This window comes from Serratia nevei (genome assembly GCF_037948395.1).
Classification (GTDB): Bacteria; Pseudomonadota; Gammaproteobacteria; order Enterobacterales; family Enterobacteriaceae; genus Serratia; species Serratia nevei.
In genome coordinates this window covers 726,601-750,282 of the sequence record NZ_CP149940.1, presented here as the reverse complement: position 1 = coordinate 750,282, position 23,682 = coordinate 726,601, and the positions used below count along the sequence as shown (strand labels likewise).

The following is a 23,682-nucleotide window of genomic DNA, read 5'->3' as shown; positions in this document are numbered from 1 at the left end:
CGCTTAAAGCAGCGTGCCGTAAATGGTCAACAGCGCCACTACCACCACGATGATCATCGTCACCTTGCGAGCCAGCGTCACCGCCGCCCGCGGCGTTTGCACCGGATCCATATGCGGATCGCGCGCCAGCGAGAACTGCGCCAGCCGCGTCAACACCTGATACGACGACGAATGCCGATCCCCCAGCGAGGCGAACCAGGCCGGCAGCGCACGCTCGCCGTGGCCGAACAGCGCGTAGGCCACCCCGGCCAAACGCACCGGGATCCAGTCCAGCCAGTTCAGCAGATGATCGATACCCGACTGCGAACGCTCCAGCGGCGTATTGTGACGCGCCAGCCAGGTTTGATAGGCGCGCAGGAAGGCATACCCCGCCAACGCGATCGGCCCGTAAGGCCCAAAGACCACGAACCAGAACAGCGGCGCCAGGTAATAGCGGAAATTGATCCACAGCAGCGCGTTTTGCAGCTCGCGCAGGCGCAGCTCTTCGCTGCAGTCCACCGGCAAACCGTGGATCAACGCCAGCTCTTCCGCCATCTGATCGCTGGCGTGGGTATCGCCCTGCCGCGCCGCTTTCAGGTAGGCGCGGTAGTGTTTGCGCTTGATGCCGGCGCCGACGCACAGCAGATCGATGACGATCCACAGCAGCAGCGTCACCACGCCGAAGAACAATCCGTGAGACAGCCACAGAACGCCCCAGACGATCACCATCCAGGCGGCAGTCATCGCCAGCGTCTGCGCCAGCGAAACCCGATGCAGCCGCTGAAACACCACTTCGAGACGGTGATCCAACTGCCAGTGTTCTCCCAGCTTAAACAGGCGCTCCCAGGCCAAAACCAGCAACAGCGTAAACAGCGTCATTAGCGATTCCTCTCCCTTTTTCTTGCCTCAAGCATAGCGTCGACGGACGCGTCGCGTTGTTCCAGAGATGCCAGATAGCGATCCCAATCGAACGCCGGCCCGGGATCGGTCTTGCGGCCGGGGGCGATATCGCAATGCCCGGCGATATTGGCCACCAGCGGCGGATAATGTTCGGCCAGCAGCGCGGTGACAACCTGCAGCGTGCGGTATTGCGCCTCGGTGTAAGGCAACAGATCGGTGCCTTCCAGCTCGATGCCGATGGAGAAATCGTTGCACCGATCGCGCCCCTGATACAGGGAAACGCCCGCGTGCCAGGCGCGTTGGTCGAAGGGCACATACTGCACGATCTCCCCGTCGCGGCGGATCAGACAGTGCGCCGACACCCGCAGCTGATGGATCTCGGCGAAATAGGGGTGCTGCGCGGGATCGAGCGTACCGGTAAACAGCTGGTCGATATAGGGGCCGCCGAATTCGCCGGGCGGCAGGCTGATGTTGTGGATGACCAGCAGCGAGGGGGGCTCGTCATCCGGACGCCGATCGCAGTGCGGCGAGACCACTCGCGTCACCCCGACAATCCAGCCATTTTCCAACTGCATCAGACACCTCTCTGCGGTGGTACTTATTCCTGCAACAGAGTAGCATGTTCCCCTACGATCTAACCGTCCATTTCGGAGTTTTCCATGCCGACACGCCGCTACAGTGCCGACCGTCGCCGCACCGAGCTTCTTGAACGAATTGAAAGTGATATTCCCTATGCCGTCGCCCAGGCGCTGCGCGAAGACCTGGGGGGTGAAGTCGACGCCGGGCGCGATATTACCGCGCAATTGTTACCGGCGGACAAGCAGGCCGAAGCCACCGTCATCACCCGCGAAGCCGGCGTATTCTGTGGCCGCCGCTGGCTGAATGAGGTCTTTATTCAATTGGGCAACCAGGTGCAGGTGGAGTGGCTGGTGGCGGACGGCGACCGTCTGACGCCGAACCAACCGCTTTGCCGGCTGCGCGGCCCCGCGCGGGTGATGCTGACCGGCGAGCGCACCGCGCTGAACTTCGTGCAGACGCTCTCCGGCGTGGCGACCGAAGTCAGCCGCTACGTGGCCCTGCTGGAAGGCACCCGGACTCGCCTGCTCGATACCCGCAAGACCCTGCCCGGCCTGCGCACCGCGCTGAAATACGCCGTACTGTGCGGGGGCGGCAGCAACCATCGGCTGGGGCTGTCCGACGCCTTCCTGATCAAGGAAAACCACATCATCGCCTCCGGCTCTATCAAGAACGCGGTGGAAAAAGCCTTCTGGCTGCACGCCGACGTGCCGGTGGAAGTGGAAGTCGAATCGCTCGATGAGCTGCAGCAGGCGCTGGATGCCGGTGCCGATATCATCATGCTGGACAACTTCAGCGTCGAGATGATGCGTCAGGCGGTCGCTCAAACCCAGGGCCGCGCCCAGCTGGAGGTGTCCGGCAACGTCACCAGCGAGACGCTGCGCACCTTTGCCGAGACCGGCGTGGATTACATTTCGGTCGGTGCGCTGACTAAGCACATCACTGCACTCGATCTGTCGATGCGCTTCAAATGATCCCCCTCGCCCCCGGCCGCTGTCGGGGGCGTTACCGTAAAATTGCGAACCTCCTCTCACCGTTTTTTTCACCGCTGCAAACGACATCATTACTGATGGAAGCGCGCCGAGAAACGCGCAAAAGCCCCTCGCCGAGCCCCCGAGCAAGCCGCTACCGTTGTCTTCCACACCCCAATGGAGAAAACAACGTATGGAAACGCAACGCGGCTTTACCCTGATAGAACTGATGGTGGTGATTGCCATCATCGCCATCCTCAGCGCCATCGGCATCCCTGCCTACCAACGCTACATCCAGAAAGCGGCAATGACCGACATGCTGCAAACCATGGCGCCGTATAAACTGGCGGTCGAGCTGTGCGTGCTGGACGAAGGCGCCCCCACCGGTTGTGAGGCCGGCAGCAAAGGCATTCCCACCAGCGGCACGTCGCGTTACGTCAGTGGGGTGAAAGTCGCCAAAGGCGTGATCACGCTGACCGGCACCCAAACGCTGCAGGGGCTGGCGGTGGCATTAACCCCCAAAGCGAACGCCGATGGGCTGACCCGCTGGAGCCGGCTGTGCAGCAGCGAAAACGCAACGCTGGTTGAGGTGTGCCAGGAAGTCTTCCGCTTCGACAACGCGGCGGAGTAACGGCAATGAACGCGCAAATCAGCGAAGAGGTTCACGCCCTGTGCCGGCGCTATCAGGCGCTGGCGCTGAACGAAGACCCGACCACTCTCACGATCGCGCTCAACGAAGAAGCGCCGCAGGGGCTGCTGGCGGCGCTGCGTTTCGCCACCGGCAAGCGCATCCATCTGGAACACTGGCCGGCGGCCAGGCTGGAGCAGGCGCTGAACCAACGCCACGAATCGCTGCCGGCGCCGCTGGCAGCCGAAGAAGACACCGCCGACATCGCCTACCCCGACGACGGCGATGCACCGGTGGTGCAGTTCATCAACCAGACGCTGCGTCTGGCCATCCAGCGCCGCGCCTCGGATATCCACTTCGAGCCCTTTCGGCAGCATTTTCGCATTCGCCTGCGCATCGACGGCGTGCTGCAAACCCTCGCCTCACCGCCGCCGCAGCTGGCCGCGCGCCTCATCGCCCGGCTGAAGATCCTCGGCCAGTTGGATATCGCCGAGCGCCGTCAGCCTCAGGACGGGCAACTCAGCCTGACGCTGGACAGCGCGCGCTATGCCATGCGTATCGCCACCCTGCCGACGCTGCACGGCGAAAAGGTGGTGCTGCGCGTTCAACAAGGTGAGCAGCAGGAGCTGCCGCTGGATCAACTGGGCATGGGCCGGGCGGATCTGGCGCGCTACGCGACGGCGCTGGCCTGCCCGCAAGGTTTGATCCTGGTGACCGGCCCAACCGGCAGCGGCAAGACGGTCACGCTGTACAGCGGTCTGCGTCAGTTGAACGATGCGCAAAGCAACCTGTGCAGCGTCGAGGATCCGATCGAGATACCGCTGTTCGGCGTCAATCAAACCCAGATCAACGCCAAAACCGAGCTGAGTTTCGCCCGGGTGCTGCGCGCCCTGCTGCGCCAGGATCCGGATGTCATCATGATCGGCGAGATCCGCGATGCGGAAACCGCCGAGATCGCAGTCAAGGCCGCGCAAACCGGCCACCTGGTGCTGTCGACACTGCATACCAACTCCACCGGCGAAACCCTGACGCGGCTAATGCACATGGGTATCCCCGGCTACCTGCTCGCCGGCTGCCTGAAGCTGGTCATCGCACAGCGGCTGGTGCGCAGGCTGTGTCGCCACTGCCGCTACCCGCACAGCCAGCCGACGCATTTTCCTACCTCGGTCTGGCCGGAGCCGCTGACCGCCTGGCGCGCCGACGGCTGCGAGCATTGCTTCGGCGGCTACTATGGGCGCATCGGCGTGTATGAGCTGTTGGCCATTACGCCGGAAATACAGGCGGCGTTGCTGGCGAACGCCGCGCCTAGCCTGCTGGCGGATGTCGCCCGCGAGCAGGGGCAGCTTTCGTTGCTGCAGGCCGGGCTGGCGCTGGCCAGCGAAGGCACGACCTCGCTGGAAGAACTGTACCGCGTGATCGACGTCGTCCAGCTCGGCGTAACCGCGCCATGAAAGCGCGCCGGCTGTTCCTTTGGCAGGCTTTCGACGCCCAGGGCGCCTTGCGCCGCGGCGAACTGATGAGCGATGAAAAGCGGCAGGTGAGTCGGTTGCTGATCGAACAAGGCCTGCAACCTTGGCGGATTGGGCACGGCAAACGCATCACGCCCGGCCAGTGGCGCGGAGAACCCTTAATCCACTTCACCCGCCAACTCGCCACCCTGTTGCAGGCCGGGTTGCCGCTGGTCAATACGTTGCAGCTGCTGGCGGCAGAGCACCCTTCGGCAGCCTGGCGTTGCCTGTTGCGCCAGTTGGCAGAACAGGTGCGCGAAGGGCAGCCGCTCTCCGAAACCCTTGCCGCGCAGCCAGGCGTTTTTCCACTTATCTATCGCCAACTGATCGCCATCGGCGAACTGACCGGCAACCTCGATCGCTGCTGCCTGCAGCTGGCACAACAACAGGAAGCCCAGCTGATGCTGCGCCGCAAAGTGACCAAAGCGCTGCGGTATCCCCTCTTCATCTGTGCGGTGGCGCTGCTGGTCAGCGTGCTGATGCTGGTGATGGTGCTGCCGGAATTCGCCAAGGTTTATCAGTCGTTCGATGCGCCGCTGCCCTGGTTTACCCAAGGGTTATTGGGGGTGTCCGCGCTGCTGATCGCCGTTGGCCCCTATTTGGCGCTGCTGCTCGGCGCATTGCTGCTCGGCTATTGCCGCTGGCTGCATCCACGCCCGCCATGGCGCCGACGTGAACAGGCCGCCTTGCTGCGCCTGCCGCTGATCGCCCGGCTGGTGAGCGGCGGCGCGCTGAGCCAAACCTTTCGTATTCTGACCATGACCCAACGCGCGGGGCTGACGCTGGTGGAAGGGTTGAACGCGGCGGCACTGGCGGCGGATCATCTGCTGTACCGACAGGCGCTGGAGCAGGTGCAGCGGCAGATCGCCGAAGGCGAGGCGTTTCATCATGCCCTGGGCCTGCAACCGCTGTTTCCGCCGCTGTGCCGGCAGCTGGCGCGGGTGGGCGAAGAATCCGGTTCGCTGGACGCCTTGCTGGATAAATTGGCGCAGTGGTACGAACGGCAGACGCACGAGCTGGCCGATACGCTGGCGCAAACGCTGGAGCCGCTGCTGATGCTGGTGGTGGGCGGGATTGTCGGCGCTTTGGTGATCGCCATGTACCTGCCTATCTTTCAACTGGGCAGCGTACTGGGATAAAGAGAGGATAGCGGGCGCCGCTGTGCGCTGCGCCCGATGCAAGGTACGGCTTATTTGCTGCCGAAGACGCGGTTTTCCTGCTCCGCCACGCGGATAAAGGTGGTGCGCTTGGTCAACTCTTTCAGGCGCTCGGCACCGACGTAGGTGCAGGCGGAGCGCAGGCCGCCGAGGATATCGCGCACGGTAAACTCCACCTCGCCACGCAGCGGCAGCTTGACGGTTTTGCCTTCGGCCGCACGATACTCCGCCACGCCGCCGACGTGGCGTTTCATCGCCGACTCGGAGCTCATACCGTAGAACAGCATGAACTTCTCGCCGTTCTCTTCCACCACGGTGCCTTCGCACTCGTCGTGGCCGGCCAGCATGCCGCCCAGCATCACGAAGTCAGCACCGCCGCCGAAGGCTTTGGCAACGTCGCCCGGCACCGAGCAGCCGCCGTCGCTGACGATTTGGCCGCCCAGCCCGTGGGCCGCATCGGCGCATTCGATCACCGCCGACAGCTGCGGGTAGCCCACGCCGGTCTTCACGCGGGTGGTACAGACTGAACCCGGGCCGATGCCGACCTTAACGATGTCGGCGCCGGATAGGATAAGCTCCTCCACCATCTCGCCGGTCACTACGTTGCCGGCGCAGATCACGTGATTCGGGCAGGCTTCGCGCGCTTTCTGCAGGAAGGCGACGAAATGTTCAGAGTAGCCGTTGGCCACGTCGATGCAGATGAATTTCAGCGCCGGAGACAGGGCCAGGATCTGCTGCATTTTGGCGAAGTCGGCTTCGGAAGTACCGGTGGACACCATGACGTGGCGCAGCACCGATTCCGGCATGCGCTGCACGAAGTCAGCCCATTGCTCGACGCTGTAATGTTTGTGTACGGCGGTGAGAACGTCGAAAGAAGCCAGGGCCTCGGCCATGCGGAAGGTGCCCACCGTGTCCATGTTAGCGGCGATAATCGGCACGCCGGACCAGCTGCAACCTGAATGCTTGAAGGTAAACTGACGTTCCAGTTCAACCTCGGAGCGGCTTTTCAGCGTGGAGCGCTTAGGGCGGATCAACACGTCTTTAAAGCCCAACTTCAAATCTTCTTCAATACGCATGACTTATGATTTCCTGGTTAATGGCGACGGATCGCAAGGAGGATATTCGAACCTCTGCCCGACGGCTTTCCAGTGGCGCAAAAAGACGGCGGCGAGATTAATGCCAGTTCCAGTGACGTTATAATACGCGCTAATAATCGCCGAACAAGACTGCGAATTCGCCTTTATTTACGCTACAATCCGACAAATTTACCTGCATAACCGCAGTGTGATTGCCCGCTCATTTTTGCCGTGCCGCTGCGCTTTTTCTCGCCGTCCGATCGGTGCCGATGCGCAAGCGCCGCCTGCCGACTTGCACTTCTGCGCGATCGCTTTATGATTCGACTATTATTTTTTTATGAACATCGGATGCACCTAACACCATGGCCTACATTGTTGCGTTGACCGGGGGCATAGGCAGCGGCAAGACGACCGTCGCGAACGCCTTTGCGCGCCACGGCGCAACCCTCGTCGATGCCGACGTGATCGCCCGTCAGGTCGTCGAGCCGGGCACCCCTGCTTTGGCCGCGATCGCCGAGCGATTTGGTAATGAAATGTTGCTGCCGGACGGCGCATTGAACCGCGCTGCGCTGCGTCAGCGCATCTTTAGCCATCCCGATGACAAAACCTGGCTGAACCAGCTGCTGCATCCGCTGATACACCGTGAAACCCAGCGCCAACTGGCGCAGGCCACCAGCCCGTACGCGCTGTGGGTGGTGCCGCTGCTGGTGGAAAACGGTCTGCAGGATCGCGCCGATCGGGTGCTGGTGATCGACGTCGACGCCGAAACCCAGCTGGTTCGCACCATCGCGCGCGACGGCGTCAGCCGTGAGCAAGCGCAGAGCATTCTCGCCGCCCAGGCCACGCGCCGGCAGCGCCTCGCCGTGGCGGATGACATTATTGACAACAGCGGCGCCGCTCAAGGGATAGAGCCACAGGTCGCCGCACTGCATCGTCGCTACCTTGAACTGGCGGCAACAGCGCCCCAACAGGATTAAACTGCATGAGTGATGTTTCCCCAACCGTTCTCTTTGAACACCCGCTGAACGAAAAAATGCGTACCTGGCTACGCATCGAATTTCTGCTGCAACAGCTGCACGGCCAACGCGCCCTGAGTGAAACCGCCATCGCCCTCACCTTCTTTCGCACCGTCTCCGACTTGCTGGACGTGCTGGAGCGCGGCGAAGTGCGCACCGAACTCCTCAAAGAGCTGGAGCGCCAGCAGCAGAAACTGTTGGCCTGGGCCGATGTGCCGGGCGTGGATATGGCGCTGATCGACCAGCTGCGCGGCCAGTTGAAATCGCGCTCATCGGCGCTGATGGCGGCGCCACGCCTCGGCCAGGCGCTGCGCGAAGATCGGCTGATCGGCCTGGTGCGCCAGCGGCTGAACATTCCCGGCGGCTGCTGCAGCTTCGATCTGCCGACCCTGCACATGTGGATGCACGCGCCGCAGCAGGATCGCGATGCCGACGTCGCCACCTGGCTGCAGTCGCTGGATCCGCTGAACCAGGCGCTGATCATGGTGCTGGATCTGATCCGCCAATCCGGGCCGTTCCGCAATCAAATCAGCCTGAACGGCTTTTTCCAGGACAACGCCGAAGGGGCGGATCTGCTGCGCCTGCGCCTCCATCTGGCGCCGCAGCTTTATCCGCAGATTTCCGGCCACAAGACCCGCTATGCCATTCGTTTCCTACCGCTGGATAGCGAAAATGGCGTGGTGCCTGAACGCCTGACGTTCGAACTGGCCTGTTGTTGAACTTGTGAAAGAAAGCCTTCCCAGCACTGACAGAAGGCGTAAGGAACCGTTATGACGACCGTAGTAAAATGCCCAACCTGTGGCACCGGCGTGGTTTGGGGTGAAGTTAGCCCGTTCCGGCCGTTTTGCAGCAAGCGCTGCCAGCTGATCGATCTCGGCGAGTGGGCCGATGAAGAGAAGCGTATTCCGAGCAACAGCGATCTGTCGGAAAGCGAAGACTGGAGTGAAATGGACGATCGTTGATCGTCCACGATTGGCCTGGCGCCCGCCAGGCCAACCTTGTTATTGCGCAGCGTTCGCCTGCGCCACCAGCAGCTGAATAATGCCGGCGTTGGCTTCCGGGAACTCGTCTTCACGCAGCTCCGCCTGTTTAACCCAGCGCATCGGTTGCCCCTCGCGGCCGAACGGCTCGCCCGCCCAGGCTTCCACCAGATAAAAATTCAGCGTCACGATGCGATCGCTGAAGCGGTGCTCCACCACCTCCAACAGTTCGGCACGTTCGGCTTCGATACCGGTCTCTTCCCGCAGTTCGCGACTTAGCGCCTGCTTCGGCGTTTCGCCCTGTTCGATCTTGCCGCCGGGGAACTCCCAGAATCCGGCCATGTGCGCGTCGGCGGCGCGGCGGGTAATAAAGATCTCCCGTTGCGCATTACGGATGATGCCCACGGCGATATTTAGATGTTTCATCTCACCCTCCTGATGGGTGTCAAAAAACAGGGGCTCAGCAAGCTGAACCCCTGGGTATTATCGATTAATCGCAGCCGGCATTACTGCAGGCGGCCGTGGCACTGCTTGTATTTCTTGCCGGAACCGCATGGGCACGGATCGTTGCGGCCCACTTTACGCTCGGCGGTCGCCGGCGCGTTCGGATCTTCGGTCACCAGCGCGTTCTCGTCGTGGTGGCTCAGCTGTTGGTGCTGCGCCAGGCGCTCGGCCTCTTCACGGCGCTGCTGTTCCAGCGCTTCCACCTCTTCCGGCATCCGCACCTGAACCTTGCTCAGCACGCTGATCACTTCATATTTCAGCGATTCCAGCATAGTGGCGAACATGTTGAAGGATTCACGCTTGTACTCCTGCTTAGGATCCTTCTGCGCATAGCCGCGCAGGTGAATACCCTGACGCAGGTAGTCCATCGCCGCCAGGTGCTCTTTCCACAGGGAATCCAGCGTCTGCAGCATCACGCCCTTCTCGAAGTTGCGCATCATTTCGCTGCCGACCACTTCTTCCTTACGCTGGTACTGCTCTTTGGCGTTCTCCAGAATGCGTTCGCGCAGCGTCTCTTCGTGCAGCTCCGGCTCTTTGTCCAGCCATTGTGCGATCGGCATCTCCAGATCGAAGTCGTTCTTCAGGCGCTCTTCCAACCCCTGAATGTCCCACTCTTCTTCCAGCGACTGCGGCGTAATGTAGTTGTCGATGGTGCTCTTGAACACGTCCTCGCGGATGCTGGCGATGGTTTCGCTCACGTCGGACACGTCCAGCAATTCGTTACGCTGGCTGTAGATGGCGCGGCGCTGATCGTTAGCGACGTCGTCGTATTCCAGCAGCTGCTTACGGATGTCGAAGTTGCGGCTCTCTACCTTGCGCTGGGCGTTGGCGATCGCCTTGGTCACCCACGGGTGCTCAATCGCTTCGCCTTCTTTCATACCCAGTTTGCGCATCATGCCGGACACGCGATCCGACGCGAAGATACGCATCAGGGCATCTTCCATCGACAGGTAGAAGCGGGATGAACCGGCATCGCCCTGACGACCGGAACGGCCGCGCAGCTGATTATCGATACGGCGCGATTCATGGCGCTCGGTGCCGATGATATGCAGGCCGCCCGCCGCCAGCACCGCGTCATGGCGCACTTTCCAGGCCGCTTTGATGGCCTCGATCTGCTCTTCGGTCGGCTCTTCCAACAACGCCACTTCGGCCTGCCAGCTGCCACCCAGCACGATATCGGTACCACGGCCCGCCATGTTGGTGGCGATGGTTACCGCACCGCTCTGGCCGGCCTGGGCGACGATGTCCGCCTCCATGGCGTGGAATTTGGCGTTCAGCACCTTGTGCTCGATGCCCGCTTTGGTCAGCTCATGGGAAACCACTTCGGATTTCTCGATTGAGATGGTACCCACCAGCACCGGCTGGCCTTTGGCGGTACGCTCGCGGATGTCTTCGATGATGGCGCCGATCTTCTCTTTCTCGGTCATGTACACCAGATCCGGCATGTCCTTACGGATCATCGGACGGTTGGTTGGCACCACGATGGTGTCCAGCTTGTAGATCGAGCTGAATTCGAAGGCTTCGGTATCGGCGGTACCGGTCATCCCGGCCAGCTTCTCGTACAGACGGAAGTAGTTCTGGAAGGTGATCGAAGCCAGCGTCTGGTTCTCGTTCTGGATCTCCACGCCTTCTTTGGCTTCCACCGCCTGGTGCAGGCCGTCGGACCAGCGGCGGCCCTGCATGGTACGCCCGGTGTGCTCGTCGACGATGATCACTTCGCCGTCTTTCACGATGTAGTCAACGTCGCGGGTGAACAGCACGTGGGCGCGCAGCGCGGCGGTAACGTGGTGCATCAGCATGATGTTGGTCGGCGAGTACAGCGATTCGCCCTCATCCATGATGCCGGCTTCCACCAGCATCTCTTCGATCAGGATCAGGCCGCGTTCGGTCAGGTGGACCTGACGCGCCTTCTCATCCACCGAGAAGTGCCCTTCACCCTTGAAGGTGTCGGAGTCTTCTTTCTCCTGGCGGATCAGTTTAGGGATCAGCTTGTTGACCTTGATGTACATCTCGGAGCTGTCTTCGGCCGGGCCGGAGATGATCAGTGGCGTACGCGCTTCATCGATCAGGATGGAGTCCACCTCATCCACCAACGCATAGTGCAGTTTGCGCTGCACACGCTCTTCCGGGCTGAACGCCATGTTGTCGCGCAGGTAGTCGAAGCCGTATTCGTTGTTGGTGCCGTAGGTGATGTCAGCGGCGTAAGCTTCACGCTTGGCCGGCGCCGGCATGCCCGGCAGGTTGATGCCGATGCTCAGGCCGAGGAACTCGAACAGCGGACGGTTGTTTTCGGCGTCACGCTGCGCCAGATAGTCGTTGACGGTCACGACGTGCACGCCGCGGCCGCTCAGGGCGTTCAGGTAGGCCGGCAGCGTCGCGGTCAGGGTTTTACCTTCACCGGTACGCATCTCGGCGATGCAGCGGTCGTTCAGCACCATGCCGCCCAGCAGTTGCACGTCGAAGTGACGCATGCCAAACACGCGCTTGCTCGCCTCACGCACTACGGCGAAGGCTTCCGGGATCAGGCTTTCCAGCGACTCACCTTTCTCCAGGCGCGCACGGAACTCGTTGGTTTTCGCTTTCAGTTCGTCATCGGACAGTTTTTCCATGTCCGGTTCCATGCGGTTGATCTGCTCAACCACTTTGCGCATGCGGCGCAGGGTACGATCGTTACGGCTGCCAAAAACTTTGGTTAATAATTTCACTAACATGATGTTTGATATCTCTGTCATGACGGCCGAATACGGCAGTCAACTTGCTATTATTTATGGTTTTTGTGCCCTGAGGGCGGAGTCAGACGAGCGCGGCAGGCCCGGCGCGAATGCCCTGTACCTGCGCCACCCACAGGCCGGTCTGGTGCCGTGCCAGCGTTGGCAGCACCTCAAGGTGGGTATGGCGAATGATGGTCGGCGGCTTCGGCTCGTGCGTCAGCAGCGCGTTGAGGGTAGAAAGCAGCGCCAGTTGCGCTACCTGCAAAGGCGGTTCGGCTTCGGCTTCGCTCTCCTGCACCCGCGCATAAACCGCCTGCGGCGCCAGCGCGAAAGAGAGGTGACGAATGACGGTGCGCAGCGCATGTTGCTGCCAGTAATCTACGCTGAAGGTAGGACGACGGTGCGCGTCCTGCAGCAGGGCCAGGCTGTTGAAGGTGCCGTTGGCCGAATTTTGCCGGTTAAGGCTGGACGACGTATTCGGCAGTGCGGCCTGATCGGGGGCGCCGGGCAAATTGGAAGACGCGCCAAGCGTGGCCGCAACCATCCCTAACAGGAGATGGGGCCAGAAATAACGTCTGCCAAATTGTCGCCAACGATTTAGAATACCGATCACGAGTTTATAATCCGCCGGAGCCCATTATGCGCGATAGCCGTCCACAATTATTAGATGTCCTGTTCGACGACGCGTCTGCCGGCAGCAAAGGGCCGCTGCATAACGTCCAGCAACGCGCGGTGGCGCTGCTCAAGCTTAACCGTGCAGTGAAGGGCCTGTTGCCTGCTCCCCTGCATCCCTGGTGCCGCGTCGCGAATTTCCGACAGGGTATTTTAGTGCTCGAAACGGCAAATGCCAGTTGGATGATGCGCTTGCGCTACGAACAACCCGCTTTGCTGTCTGCACTACGAGCGCAAATTCTACCATCATTGTCGTCGATCGACATCAGGATTAATCCGGCCTTGATGGCGAAAGGCAGCCACCAGGTGCAAAACGCAGAGAAAGCGCCGGAAAAACCCGTGCCGATGCGGCATTTGAGTCTGGAAAGTGCGGAAGAACTGAGAGGATTGGCGAGCCGTAGCCCGGAGAAACTGCGCAAGATATTGGAACGGCTGGCTGCATTGGCCGGAGAGGGTACCAACACAACCAGTCGTGATAAGTAATCAGCGACACAGCTGCAAAACATCAGACGGCATCACGAGCCTGAATTCTCAGGCTCTCAGAGGATGCGCCTGCCGTTATTCGCAGCAGGCGAGGAATTCAGACCTTACGCCAATACGGTGGACGGTGCCTTGAATGCCAGCGGCATTTCGGCTTCGTCCTGGAAGGTCACGTATTCCCACGCTTCCTGCTTGGCCAGCACGGCCTGCAGCAGTTTGTTGTTCAGCGCGTGGCCAGACTTGAACGCGGTGAACGCGCCAATGATGTTGTGGCCGCACATGAACAGGTCGCCGATGGCGTCCAGCATTTTGTGACGTACGAACTCGTCTTCGAAACGCAGGCCGTCTTCGTTCAGCACGCGGTAGTCATCCACCACGATAGCGCAATCGAAGCTGCCGCCCAAGGCCAGGCCGCGGGACTGCAGGTATTCGATGTCGCGCATAAATCCAAAGGTGCGCGCGCGGCTGATTTGACGAACGAACGACTCAGCCGAGAAATCGAGACGATAGCGCTGAGAGCTGGCGTCGATAGCCGGGTGGTTGAAGTCGATGGTGAAGTCCAGGCGGAACCCGTTATGCGGGGACAGCTCGGCCCATTTGTCGCCATCTTCAACACGCACGGTCTCTTTCAGACGCAGGAATTTCTTCGCCGAGTTCAGTTCTTCGATGCCGGCATCCAGCAGCAAGAACACGAACGGACTGGCGCTGCCGTCCATGATTGGGATTTCAGCGGCGTCGACTTCGATAACGATGTTGTCGATGCCCAACCCAGCCAGCGCGGCGTTGAGGTGCTCAACGGTCGAAATACGCACGTCATGCTCATTCACCAGGCAAGTACAGAGCATGGTATCACGCACGGATTTTGCATCAGCCGGAAAATCAACCGGTGGATTCAAGTCAGTGCGACGATAGATGACCCCGGTATTAGCCGGCGCTGGGCGCATTGTCAGCGTGACTTTCTTGCCGGTATGCAAACCGACGCCAGTCGCCTGAACAATACGTTTTAATGTCCTTTGTTTGATCATCGTTTTATCTCGCAATGTTATCCATCCTACCAGCCAAGCATACAGCATGGCCGGCGGGACAGTTTAGCACAAAGAGCGGAGATTCCAAATTCTCAGGATATTCTTAGTCTGCCTGTTTACGCAGGAAGGCTGGAATATCAAGATAGTCGGGCTCTTTATTCGGCTGCGCAGCTTGGTCGTTGACCACCTTGGCGGCAGGTTTCACTTCCTGCGGCAGAGGCGACATGCCGTGCTGCTGATAACGGTGATCCATCACCGGCTGGCTGGCCTGCTTATTGGTCACCAGGGTGATTTCAGGACGTTTGTCCATACCGATACCGGTTGCAACCACGGTTACGCGCAGTTCGTCGTTCATTTCCGGATCCAGCGAGGTACCGATAACCACGGTAGCGTTGTCGGACGCGAACGCACGGATGGTGTTACCCACGGTTTCGAACTCATCCAGACGCAGGTCGAAGCCGGCGGTGATGTTGACCAGCACGCCGCGCGCGCCGGACAGGTCGATGTCTTCCAGCAGTGGGCTGGAGATCGCCATTTCGGCCGCTTCTTCGGCACGGTCTTCACCGCAAGCCACGCCGGAACCCATCATCGCGTAGCCCATTTCGGACATCACGGTGCGCACGTCGGCGAAGTCGACGTTCATCAGGCCCGGACGGGTGATCAGCTCGGCGATACCCTGCACCGCGCCTTTCAGCACGTCGTTGGCCGCGCCGAACGCGTCCAGCAGAGAGATGCCGCGACCCAGAACTTTCAGCAATTTATCGTTCGGGATGGTGATCAGCGAGTCCACGTGTTTGGACAGCTCAGCGATACCCTGCTCCGCGAATGCCATGCGCTTCTTGCCTTCGAAGTTAAAAGGCTTGGTCACCACGGCCACGGTCAGAATACCCAAATCTTTAGCCACTTCAGCCACCACTGGTGCCGCACCGGTACCGGTACCGCCGCCCATGCCGGCCGCGATGAAGACCATGTCTGCGCCGTCCAGCGCTGCGCGCAGGGCTTCGCGGTCTTCTTCCGCTGAATTGCGACCCACTTCCGGGTTCGCGCCCGCACCCAGACCTTTGGTAATACCGCTACCGATCTGGATGGTTTGGCCAACCGCCGTTTTGCGGAGCGCCTGGGCGTCCGTGTTCACAGCGAAGAATTCAACACCTTCGATGCGCTCGCGCACCATGTGTTCAACGGCATTGCCACCGCCGCCGCCGACGCCGATGACTTTAATCACCGCGTCATTGGTTAGTTCCATTGGTTCAAACATAGTTTCTCTCCGTTTTGTGCCTGTCGCTGCGAGATCATAAAAAGATTACTCAGCATGATCTCTTTGTTGAAACATTAAAACTCTTTTCTCAGCCAGCTATTGATGCGTTTAAACCAATTGCCCACCGAGGCGCGTTTTTCTACTTCCGTCTCACCGCTCAGGTGAGACTCTTTTCCATAGTGCAGCAGACCTACCGCTGTCGAGTAGTAAGGCTCCTGCGCATAATCCGTCAGACCCGTGATGTTCAAGGGTTGGCCGATGCGTACCTGGGTGTGGAACACCCGTTGCGCACAGGCTGCCAGGCCATCAATCTGGGCGGCGCCACCGGTCAGCACGATACCGGCTGCCAGATGATGCTTCACCCCTTGCTGACGCAGTTGCTCCTGCAATTGCAAAATTTCATCGTTAACCAGATTCAACAGTTCGGTGTAGCGTGGCTCAATGACTTCAGCCAGCGTCTGTCTTTGCAGACTGCGCGGAGGACGTCCCCCGACGCTAGGCACCTCTACATTCTCATCCTTGCTAACAATCGACCCAAGCGCACAGCCGTGTCGAACTTTAATCGCTTCCGCGTCGGTCGGCGGCGTGCCGAAGGCGTAGGCGATATCGCTGGTGACCACGTTCCCGGCATAAGGGATCACTTTGGTGTGGCGCAGCGCACCGCCGGTGTACACCGCCATATCCATGGTGCCGCCGCCGATATCCACCACGCAAACGCCGAGTTCGCGTTCATCTTCAGTCAGCACCGCGTAGCTCGCGGCCAGACCGGCGAAAATAAGTTGGTCAACTTTCAGGCCGCAACGTTCCACGGCCTTGACGATGTTCTTCGCCATATCGTTATGGCAGGTAATCAGATGCACCTTGGCCTGCATACGCACGCCGGACAGCCCAACCGGGTTTTTGATGCCTTCCTGATAATCGATGGCGTATTCCTGAGGAATCACGTGCAGAATGCGGTGTTCGTCGCGCACGCGCACCGATTTGGCGGTGTGCACCACGTTCTCCACGTCGTCCTGCGTCACTTCCTCTTCCGAGATCGGCACCATGCCGATTTCGTTCTGGCAGCTGATGTGTTTGCCCGACAGCGCCAGGTACACCGAGGAGATCTGGCAGTCCGCCATCAGCTCGGCCTGATCGATGGCGCGCTGTACGCACTTCACCACCGACTCCAGGTCGTTTACGCCACCCTTATCCATGCCGCGAGACGGGCAGCTGCCCACCCCGATAATGTTGACCATGCCATCGGGCAGAACTTCCCCTACCAACGCGGAGACTTTTGCAGTACCGATCTCCAGTCCAACTACCAGTTTTCTGTCCGTCGACTTGATCATTGTTGTTTTGCCTGTGCCTGATTCTGTTGCTGATTACTGTTTTGCTGACCGCCAAGCGCCTGCGGATCGACCAACACCGGAGCCCACCCTACCGAAGCGCCGGACTCGTAGCGCAGATCGACATAGCTGACACGCTTGCTCTCCGCCTGGCCCTGCTGCTGCAATACCGGGTAAAGCTCGATAAACCGCTGCAAACGCCCGTTGCGGTCATCTCGCCCCAGCTCAAGCCGGACATCGTTGTCCAGCGCCAGCTGCCAGGAATGGCGCGCGGTCATCGCCGCCATTTTCAGCGTATATTTGCTGGCCGCCAACGTGGCGCTCATCGCCCGATAGCCTTCCAGCACATCCTGCTCGCTCCCTTCCGGCCCGTAGAGCAGCGGCAACTTCTGTTTGCCCGCCCGCTCCGCCGGCACGCTGAACGCTTTGCCTTCGGCGTCCACCATGTGCAAATCGTTCCAGCGCGCCACCGGGACGTACTCCACCAGATGGATCTTCAGCTCATCCGGCCATTGTTTGCGCACGCTGGCCTGCTTGATCCACGGCAGACGTTCGATCTGCTGCTGGATGACGTCCACATCCTGCGTCATAAAGGTGCCGGGCGCGCCCAGCGCCAGGATCGCCTGACGAATATCATCGTTGGTGGTGTAGTGGCGTTCGCCGGTCACCACCAGCCTTGAGAGCGGCAGGCGACTGGCGTCTTTCATCCAGCCAAGCACCGCCCAACCGCTCCACACGACCGTTCCCAACACCATCAGCAGGAAAATCATTCCCGCCAACTGGGTTCCATTGCTGCGGCGCGGGCCGTTATCCACCTCGCGATCGCGCGCATTCAGGGCAGCTTGCGACATATCAGTCGGCCAACTCCAAAATTCTCGCCACCAACTGCGAGAAGCTTAATCCAAACTGGCGCGCCGCCATCGGCACCAGGCTATGACTGGTCATGCCCGGAGAGGTGTTCACCTCAAGCAGATAGAAGCTGCCATCGCTGTCTTGCATCACGTCGACGCGGCCCCAGCCGCTGCAGTCCAGGCCGCGATAGGCGCGCAGCGCCAACGCCGCCATCTCGGCTTCCTGCTCGGCGCTCAAACCGCTCGGGCAGAAGTACTGCGTGTCGTCCGAAATGTACTTGGCCTGGTAGTCGTAAAACACGCCGGCCGGCTGGATGCGGATCGACGGCAGAACCTGGTCGCCCAGCATCGCCACGGTATATTCCGGGCCGCTCAGCCACTTCTCCACCAATACGTCGTCATCATGGCGGAAGGCCTCTTCCAACGCGGCTTCCAACGCGGCGCTTTCGGTGACCTTGCTCATGCCGACGCTGGAACCTTCACGGCTCGGCTTGACGATCAGCGGCAGGCCGAGCTCCGCCACGCGCGCCAGCAGCGCCGCTTTTTCGCCGCTGAGGTACAGCTGGCGATTCAGCGCCACGTAAGGCGCCACCGGCAAACCCATCGACTGCCACACCATTTTGGTGCGCCATTTGTCCATGGTCAGCGCCGAGGCCATCACACCGCTGCCGGTATAAGGCAGTTCGAGGAACTCCAGCAGCCCCTGCAGGGTGCCGTCCTCGCCGCCGCGGCCATGCAGCGCGATAAACACTTTGGTGAACCCCTGCTCTTTCAGCTGGGTCACCGGGAAATCGCGGGTATCGACGCCGTGCGCATCGATACCGGCTTCGCGCAACCCGGCCAGCACCGCGGCACCGGATTGCAGAGAGACTTCACGTTCAGCGGAGGTGCCGCCCAGCAGAACTGCAACTTTATCAGCCATGGTGCTCCTCCTCTTTCTTCGGCGGCTGCAGCTTCAGCTCGGCCAGTTTACGGGCGATTTTGCCCACGTTGCCGGCGCCTTGCACCAGCACCAAGTCTTCATCCTGCAGCAGCTGCGCCAGGGTTTCCGGCACGGTATCGGCATCGGAAACCAGTATCGGATCCAGCTTGCCGCGGCTGCGGATGGTGCGGCACAGCGAACGGCTGTCCGCGCCCGGGATCGGCGCTTCGCCAGCGGCGTACACGTCGAGCATCAGCAGCACATCCACCTGCGACAGCACGTTGGCGAAATCGTCGTACAGATCGCGGGTGCGCGTATAACGGTGCGGCTGGAAGATCATCACCAAACGCTTGTCTGGCCAGCCGGCGCGCGCCGCTTTCAGCGTGGCGTCCACCTCGGTCGGATGGTGGCCGTAGTCGTCCACCAGCATCGCGCTGCCCGCTTTGCCGTTGACCGGCTCCAGCGGGAACTCGCCGAGGAAATCGAAGCGACGCCCGGTGCCCTGGAAGCCCGCCAGCGCGCGCAGGATATCTTCGTCGTCGATGCCTTCTTCGGTTGCCACCGCCACCGCCGCCGCCGCGTTCAACGCATTGTGGCGGCCCGGCGCGTTCAGCGTCACCGTCAGCAACGGTTTGTCCTGACGGCTCAGGGTAAAGTGCCCCTGCGGCCCAATCTGCCGGTAGTCTTCGATGCGCACATCGGCATCTTCACTGAAGCCATAGGTGGTGATGTGGCGACCCACGCGCGGCAACAGCTCGCGCACGACCGGATCGTCGATGCACATCACCGCACGGCCGTAGAACGGCAGGTTGTGCAAGAAATTGATAAACGTCTGCTTCAGGTTCTCGAAGTCGCCCTGGTAAGTGTCCATATGGTCGGCTTCGATGTTGGTGACCACGGCCACCATCGGCTGCAGATGCAGGAACGACGCATCGCTCTCATCCGCTTCCGCGATCAGATAACGGCTGGACCCCAGTCGCGCGTGGGTGCCCGCCGCCTTCACCAGCCCGCCGTTGACGAAGGTCGGGTCCAGGCGGGCTTCGGCGTAAATGCTCGAAACCATCGCCGTGGTGGTGGTTTTGCCGTGCGTGCCGGCGATAGCGATGCCGTGGCGAAAACGCATCAGCTCCGCCAGCATTTCTGCGCGGCGGATCACCGGGATGCGCGCTTCACGGGCGGCGACGATCTCCGGGTTGTCGGCGGAGATGGCGGTAGACACCACCACTACGCTCGCATCCAGCACGTTTTCCGGACGGTGATTGAAATAAATCGTCGCCCCGAGCGCGCTCAACTGTTGGGTGACCGGATTCGGCGCCAGGTCGGAGCCGCTGATCTGATACCCTTCGTTTGCCAACACTTCGGCGATACCACCCATGCCGGCGCCACCGATGCCGACAAAGTGAATGTGCCGGACGCGACGCATCTCGGGCACGATAGTACGTAGTTTCGCCAGTTGTTGTGTATTCATCACTCTCTCTAATCCGGATCCGGTACCCCGGCCCTACATCACATTGCTTTTATTCAGGTTCGGCGCACCGAACCCCTGCACTCGTTACTTGGCGAGCCGCACCAGCTCCGCCGCCACGCGCTCGGTGGCGTCCGGAATGGCGACCGCGCGCGCTTTCTCGGCCATGGCCAGCAGCGTCTTGCGATCCCAGCTCGCCAGCAGTTCAGCCACCACATCGGCGTTGAACTGCGGCTGTTCGATAATCTTCGCCGCGCCGGCTTCTTCCAGCGGACGCGCGTTCCAGTACTGCTGACGGTCCTTGTGCATGAACGGCACGAAGATCGCCGGCAGCCCCGCTGCCGCGATTTCGCTGACGGTCAACGCGCCGGAGCGGCAGACCACCACGTCGGCCCAGGCGTAGGCGGCGGCCATGTCGTCGATGAACTCGGTCACCTTGTGCTGCGTCTGCCCTACCCTTTCGTAGTCGCTCAGCACCGTTTCCAGCGCGCCCTTGCCAACCTGATGCCAGAGCGTAATTCTATCGCCCAAACGCGCCGCGACTTCAGGAACTGTCTGATTCAGCACGCGCGCGCCCTGACTTCCGCCAATCACCAGCACGCGGATCGGGCCTTCGCGCCCCTGCAACCGCTCCGCCGGCAACGGCAGCGCCAACACGTCGGTACGTACCGGGTTGCCCACCACCTCGGCGTTCGGGAATGCGCCGGGGAAGGCCTGCATCACTTTGGCGGCGATGCGCGCCAGCCAGCGGTTGGTCAAGCCGGCGATGCCGTTCTGCTCGTGCAGCACCACCGGGATGCCGCACTGCCAGGCTGCCAGGCCGCCGGGGCCGGAAACGTAACCGCCCATCCCCAGCACCACGTCCGGCTGATAGCTGCGCATGATGGCTTTCGCCTGACGCACCGCCTGCCAGATCCGCAGCGGCGCAGTCAGCTGGGCCTTCAGGCCTTTGCCGCGCAGGCCGGAGATGCGGATAAAATCAATCTCGATCCCGTGCTTCGGCACCAGATCGGCTTCCATTCGGTCTGCGGTTCCGAGCCAGCGCACCTGCCAGCCCTGCGCCATCAGATGATGCGCGACCGCCAGCCCCGGGAACACGTGCCCGCCGGTACCGCCTGCCATCACCATTAAACGCTTAGGTTTCCCGCTCATCCCTTACCTCTTCACAAACGCCTGAGCCTTGGTCAGGCGCGTTTCATAATCAATTCGCAGCAACAGCACGATGGCCGTCGACATAATCAGCAAGCTCGAGCCGCCGTAACTGATCAGCGGCAGCGTCAGACCTTTGGTCGGCAGCATGCCCGCGGCGGCGCCGACGTTAACCAGCGCCTGGAAGCTGAACCATACGCCGATCGCGCAGGCCAGGAAGCCGGAGAAGCGTTGGTCGATCTCCAGCGCGCGGCGCCCGATGGACATCGCGCGAAAAGCGACGAAGAATACCATTAACAGGGCTAAAACCACACCGATATAGCCCAGTTCTTCACCCAAAATGGAGAAGATGAAGTCGGTGTGTGCTTCCGGCAAATACTCCAGTTTCTGCACCGAGTTGCCGAGCCCCTGTCCCCAGAACTCGCCGCGGCCGAACGCCATCAGCGACTGGGTCAGCTGGTAGCCGCTGCCGAACGGATCGGCCCACGGGTTCCAGAACGACGTCACGCGGCGCATACGGTACGGTTCCGCGATGATCAGCAGCACCACGGCGAACACGCCGGAGCCGATGATCGCCAGGAACTGCCACATTTTCGCGCCGGCCAGGAACAGCATCGCCAGCGTGGTGATGAACAGCACTACCACGGTACCGAGGTCCGGCTGCGCCAGCAGCAGCACTGCCAGCACCACCATCACGCCCATCGGCTTGCAGAAGCCCCAGAAGTTGCTGCGTACCTCTTCCACCTTGCGCACCAGATAGCTCGCCAGGTAGCAGAACAGCGACAGCTTGGACAGCTCCGCCGGCTGAATACGCAGCGGGCCGAGCGCGATCCAGCGCGAGGCCCCGTTCACCGAACTCCCCACCACCAGCACGATCAGCAGCATCACGATCGACATCAGCAGCATCACGTTGCTGTAGCGCTGCCAAATCTCCATCGGGACGCGCAGCGTCACCAGCGACAGGCCGAACGCCAGGCCGAGGTACAGCGCGTCGCGTTTGGCGAACAGGAACGGATCGTCCGCCAGGCGTTGGCCGATCGGCATCGACGCCGAGGTCACCATCACGAAGCCGATGATCGCCAACCCGAAGGTCAGCCACAGCAGGGTGCGATCGTACAGCACCATGTTGACCGCGTCGTTGTCGCGCGCGCCGGTCACCCAGTCTTTCAGTCGTTCTGTCAGCCCGAAGTTCGGCAAGCGTAGTTTCATCCGCCAAGCTCCTGCGCCAGGCGGGCGAACTCATCGCCGCGCACTTCAAAATTACGGAACTGATCGAGGCTGGCGCAGGCCGGCGACAGCAATACCATGTCGCCAGGCTGTACGCGGCCGGCGATGGTGCGCATCGCCTGCTCCATGGTCTCGGTCAGCGTCGCCACCTCCGGCCGCAGCTGTGCCAGCTGGGCGCCGTCGCGGCCAAAGCAGTACAGACGCACGTTGTCGCCCTGCAGATAGCGCGCCAGCGGCGAGAAATCGGCGGACTTGCCGTCGCCGCCCAGCAGCAAATGCAACGTGCCGTCTACCTGCAGGCCGTTCAGCGCCGCTTCGGTGCTGCCGACGTTGGTGGCTTTGGAGTCGTTGATCCAACGCACGCCGTTGTGCTCCCAGGCCAGCTGGAAGCGGTGCGCCAGGCCGGTGAAGGTGGTCAGCGCCTTCAGGCTGGACGCGCGCGGGATATTGACCGCATCCGCCAACGCCAACGCTGCCAGGGCGTTGGTGTAGTTGTGGCGGCCGGTCAGTTTCATCTCGCGCGTATTCAGCACTTTCTCACCGCGCACCCGCAGCCAGGTTTCCCCCTGCTGACGGTTCAGGTGATAGTCGCCCACGTCGGCGCCGAAGCTGACGCAGCGCTCGTCGGCGCCGCGCACCGGCATGGTCAGTGCATCGTCTGCGTTCACCACGCACACGGCGGCGTTTTCATACACGCGCAGCTTGGCGCCGCGATACTGCTGCAGGCCGAACGGATAGCGATCCATATGATCTTCGGTCACGTTCAGGATGGTCGCCGCCGCCGCCCGCAGGCTATACGTCGTTTCCAGCTGGAAGCTGGACAGCTCCAGCACGTAAAGCTGGCATTCCTGACGCAGCAGGCTCAGCGCCGGCAGGCCGATATTGCCGCCCACGCCCACCGCCCAACCGGCGGCTTTCGCCATCTCGCCCACCAGGGTGGTGACGGTGCTTTTGCCGTTGGAGCCGGTGATCGCCACGATCGGCGCCTGCGCTTCACGGCAGAACAGTTCGACGTCGCCGACGATTTCCACGCCGGCATCCGCCGCGGCGCTCAATGCCGGGGTCGCCAGCGCGACGCCCGGGCTGGCAACGATCAGATCCGCCGCCAGCAGCCAGTCCTGATTCAGATCGCCCAGATGACGCTCCACGCTCTCAGGCAGTTTGTCCAAGCCTGGCGGCGCGATACGGGTATCCATCACGCGCGGCGTCACACCGCGCGCCATGAAGAAATCGACGCAGGACAGGCCGGTGAGGCCCAACCCGATGATGACGACTTTTCTACCCTGATAGTCTGCCATG

The 23,682-nt window shown here is 61.4% G+C and carries 23 protein-coding genes; 8 read left to right on the top strand and 15 right to left on the bottom strand.

Annotated features, from left to right (window positions below; translation table 11 throughout):
• Nucleotides 1-3: 3 nt before the first annotated feature.
• Together ampE and ampD are read right to left on the bottom strand one after the other, a co-directional pair.
• Nucleotides 4-858, bottom strand: coding sequence for a beta-lactamase regulator AmpE (gene ampE, locus V8N38_RS03445; protein WP_033631795.1), 855 nt, complete (start codon nt 856-858; stop codon nt 4-6).
• The gene (gene ampD, locus V8N38_RS03440; RefSeq protein ID WP_147839739.1) at nt 858-1,454 is read right to left on the bottom strand and encodes a 1,6-anhydro-N-acetylmuramyl-L-alanine amidase AmpD; all 597 of its coding nucleotides are present in this window, start codon (nt 1,452-1,454) and stop codon (nt 858-860) included. Before ampD ends, ampE begins: the two co-directional genes overlap by 1 nt.
• A gap of 84 nt (nt 1,455-1,538) precedes the next feature.
• On the opposite strand from ampD, the gene nadC reads away from it, so the two are divergent.
• The 4 genes from nadC to hofC all read left to right on the top strand — a co-directional run bounded on the left by nadC (nt 1,539) and on the right by hofC (nt 5,701).
• Nucleotides 1,539-2,429, top strand: a complete 891-nt coding sequence (gene nadC / locus V8N38_RS03435; RefSeq protein WP_060422499.1) for a carboxylating nicotinate-nucleotide diphosphorylase — start codon at nt 1,539-1,541, stop codon at nt 2,427-2,429.
• Nucleotides 2,430-2,619: 190 nt separating this feature from the next.
• The gene (gene ppdD / locus V8N38_RS03430; protein WP_084826847.1) at nt 2,620-3,057 is read left to right on the top strand and encodes a prepilin peptidase-dependent pilin; all 438 of its coding nucleotides are present in this window, start codon (nt 2,620-2,622) and stop codon (nt 3,055-3,057) included.
• Between the two features lie 5 nt (nt 3,058-3,062).
• Nucleotides 3,063-4,505, top strand: a complete 1,443-nt coding sequence (gene gspE, locus V8N38_RS03425; RefSeq protein WP_084826848.1) for a type II secretion system protein GspE — start codon at nt 3,063-3,065, stop codon at nt 4,503-4,505.
• On the top strand, nt 4,502-5,701 hold the full coding sequence (hofC, locus tag V8N38_RS03420) for a protein transport protein HofC (protein ID WP_147839738.1): 1,200 nt from the start codon (nt 4,502-4,504) through the stop codon (nt 5,699-5,701). Before gspE ends, hofC begins: the two co-directional genes overlap by 4 nt.
• Before the next feature lie 50 nt (nt 5,702-5,751).
• On the opposite strand, the gene V8N38_RS03415 is transcribed toward hofC, so the two are convergent.
• Entirely contained in the window at nt 5,752-6,795 is a 1,044-nt protein-coding gene (locus V8N38_RS03415; RefSeq protein WP_015376656.1) for a GMP reductase, read from the bottom strand.
• Between the two features lie 362 nt (nt 6,796-7,157).
• Between V8N38_RS03415 and coaE the strand changes: the two genes are divergently transcribed.
• Genes coaE through yacG form a run of 3 tightly spaced genes read left to right on the top strand, consistent with a single transcriptional unit; the run spans nt 7,158 to nt 8,773 of the window.
• Nucleotides 7,158-7,772 carry a dephospho-CoA kinase gene (gene coaE, locus V8N38_RS03410; protein WP_147839737.1) on the top strand — a complete coding sequence of 205 codons (615 nt, stop codon included), beginning with the start codon at nt 7,158-7,160 and terminating at the stop codon, nt 7,770-7,772.
• Nucleotides 7,773-7,777: 5 nt separating this feature from the next.
• Nucleotides 7,778-8,530 carry a cell division protein ZapD gene (gene zapD, locus V8N38_RS03405; protein ID WP_038873498.1) on the top strand — a complete coding sequence of 251 codons (753 nt, stop codon included), beginning with the start codon at nt 7,778-7,780 and terminating at the stop codon, nt 8,528-8,530.
• 51 nt (nt 8,531-8,581) lie between these two features.
• Nucleotides 8,582-8,773 carry a DNA gyrase inhibitor YacG gene (yacG, locus tag V8N38_RS03400; protein ID WP_004932737.1) on the top strand — a complete coding sequence of 64 codons (192 nt, stop codon included), beginning with the start codon at nt 8,582-8,584 and terminating at the stop codon, nt 8,771-8,773.
• 39 nt (nt 8,774-8,812) lie between these two features.
• Here yacG and mutT read toward each other — a convergent pair whose 3' ends face one another.
• The 3 genes from mutT to secM all read right to left on the bottom strand — a co-directional run bounded on the left by mutT (nt 8,813) and on the right by secM (nt 12,619).
• Nucleotides 8,813-9,217 (bottom strand): 8-oxo-dGTP diphosphatase MutT, encoded by a 405-nt coding sequence (gene mutT / locus V8N38_RS03395; protein WP_147839736.1) that lies wholly within the window; start codon nt 9,215-9,217, stop codon nt 8,813-8,815.
• Between the two features lie 80 nt (nt 9,218-9,297).
• Nucleotides 9,298-12,006: a preprotein translocase subunit SecA gene (gene secA / locus V8N38_RS03390; RefSeq protein WP_038873493.1), complete on the bottom strand. Its 2,709-nt coding sequence runs from the start codon at nt 12,004-12,006 to the stop codon at nt 9,298-9,300.
• Between the two features lie 82 nt (nt 12,007-12,088).
• Nucleotides 12,089-12,619: a secA translation cis-regulator SecM gene (secM, locus tag V8N38_RS03385; protein WP_038873490.1), complete on the bottom strand. Its 531-nt coding sequence runs from the start codon at nt 12,617-12,619 to the stop codon at nt 12,089-12,091.
• A gap of 26 nt (nt 12,620-12,645) precedes the next feature.
• Here secM and V8N38_RS03380 point away from each other — a divergent pair, with 26 nt between their 5' ends.
• A complete protein-coding gene (locus V8N38_RS03380; protein ID WP_033637110.1) occupies nt 12,646-13,161 on the top strand; it encodes a DUF721 domain-containing protein in 516 nt (171 codons plus the stop codon).
• A gap of 104 nt (nt 13,162-13,265) precedes the next feature.
• On the opposite strand, the gene lpxC is transcribed toward V8N38_RS03380, so the two are convergent.
• The 9 genes from lpxC to murD form a co-directional block, all read right to left on the bottom strand.
• On the bottom strand, nt 13,266-14,183 hold the full coding sequence (gene lpxC, locus V8N38_RS03375; RefSeq protein WP_004932754.1) for a UDP-3-O-acyl-N-acetylglucosamine deacetylase: 918 nt from the start codon (nt 14,181-14,183) through the stop codon (nt 13,266-13,268).
• A 103-nt stretch (nt 14,184-14,286) separates the two neighbouring features.
• A complete protein-coding gene (gene ftsZ, locus V8N38_RS03370; protein WP_004932757.1) occupies nt 14,287-15,441 on the bottom strand; it encodes a cell division protein FtsZ in 1,155 nt (384 codons plus the stop codon).
• A 74-nt stretch (nt 15,442-15,515) separates the two neighbouring features.
• Nucleotides 15,516-16,772, bottom strand: a complete 1,257-nt coding sequence (ftsA, locus tag V8N38_RS03365; RefSeq protein ID WP_004932758.1) for a cell division protein FtsA — start codon at nt 16,770-16,772, stop codon at nt 15,516-15,518.
• On the bottom strand, nt 16,769-17,620 hold the full coding sequence (ftsQ, locus tag V8N38_RS03360; RefSeq protein ID WP_004932761.1) for a cell division protein FtsQ: 852 nt from the start codon (nt 17,618-17,620) through the stop codon (nt 16,769-16,771). The genes ftsA and ftsQ overlap by 4 nt, the downstream gene beginning before the upstream one ends.
• A gap of 1 nt (nt 17,621) precedes the next feature.
• Nucleotides 17,622-18,542: a D-alanine--D-alanine ligase gene (locus tag V8N38_RS03355; protein WP_107226760.1), complete on the bottom strand. Its 921-nt coding sequence runs from the start codon at nt 18,540-18,542 to the stop codon at nt 17,622-17,624.
• Nucleotides 18,535-20,010 carry a UDP-N-acetylmuramate--L-alanine ligase gene (murC, locus tag V8N38_RS03350; protein WP_025301571.1) on the bottom strand — a complete coding sequence of 492 codons (1,476 nt, stop codon included), beginning with the start codon at nt 20,008-20,010 and terminating at the stop codon, nt 18,535-18,537. The genes V8N38_RS03355 and murC overlap by 8 nt, the downstream gene beginning before the upstream one ends.
• An 84-nt stretch (nt 20,011-20,094) precedes the next feature.
• Nucleotides 20,095-21,159 carry an undecaprenyldiphospho-muramoylpentapeptide beta-N-acetylglucosaminyltransferase gene (gene murG, locus V8N38_RS03345; protein WP_060422475.1) on the bottom strand — a complete coding sequence of 355 codons (1,065 nt, stop codon included), beginning with the start codon at nt 21,157-21,159 and terminating at the stop codon, nt 20,095-20,097.
• Between the two features lie 3 nt (nt 21,160-21,162).
• The gene (ftsW, locus tag V8N38_RS03340) at nt 21,163-22,365 is read right to left on the bottom strand and encodes a cell division protein FtsW (RefSeq protein WP_038873480.1); all 1,203 of its coding nucleotides are present in this window, start codon (nt 22,363-22,365) and stop codon (nt 21,163-21,165) included.
• Nucleotides 22,362-23,681: a UDP-N-acetylmuramoyl-L-alanine--D-glutamate ligase gene (gene murD, locus V8N38_RS03335; protein WP_025301569.1), complete on the bottom strand. Its 1,320-nt coding sequence runs from the start codon at nt 23,679-23,681 to the stop codon at nt 22,362-22,364. Before murD ends, ftsW begins: the two co-directional genes overlap by 4 nt.
• Between the last annotated feature and the right edge of the window lies 1 nt (nt 23,682).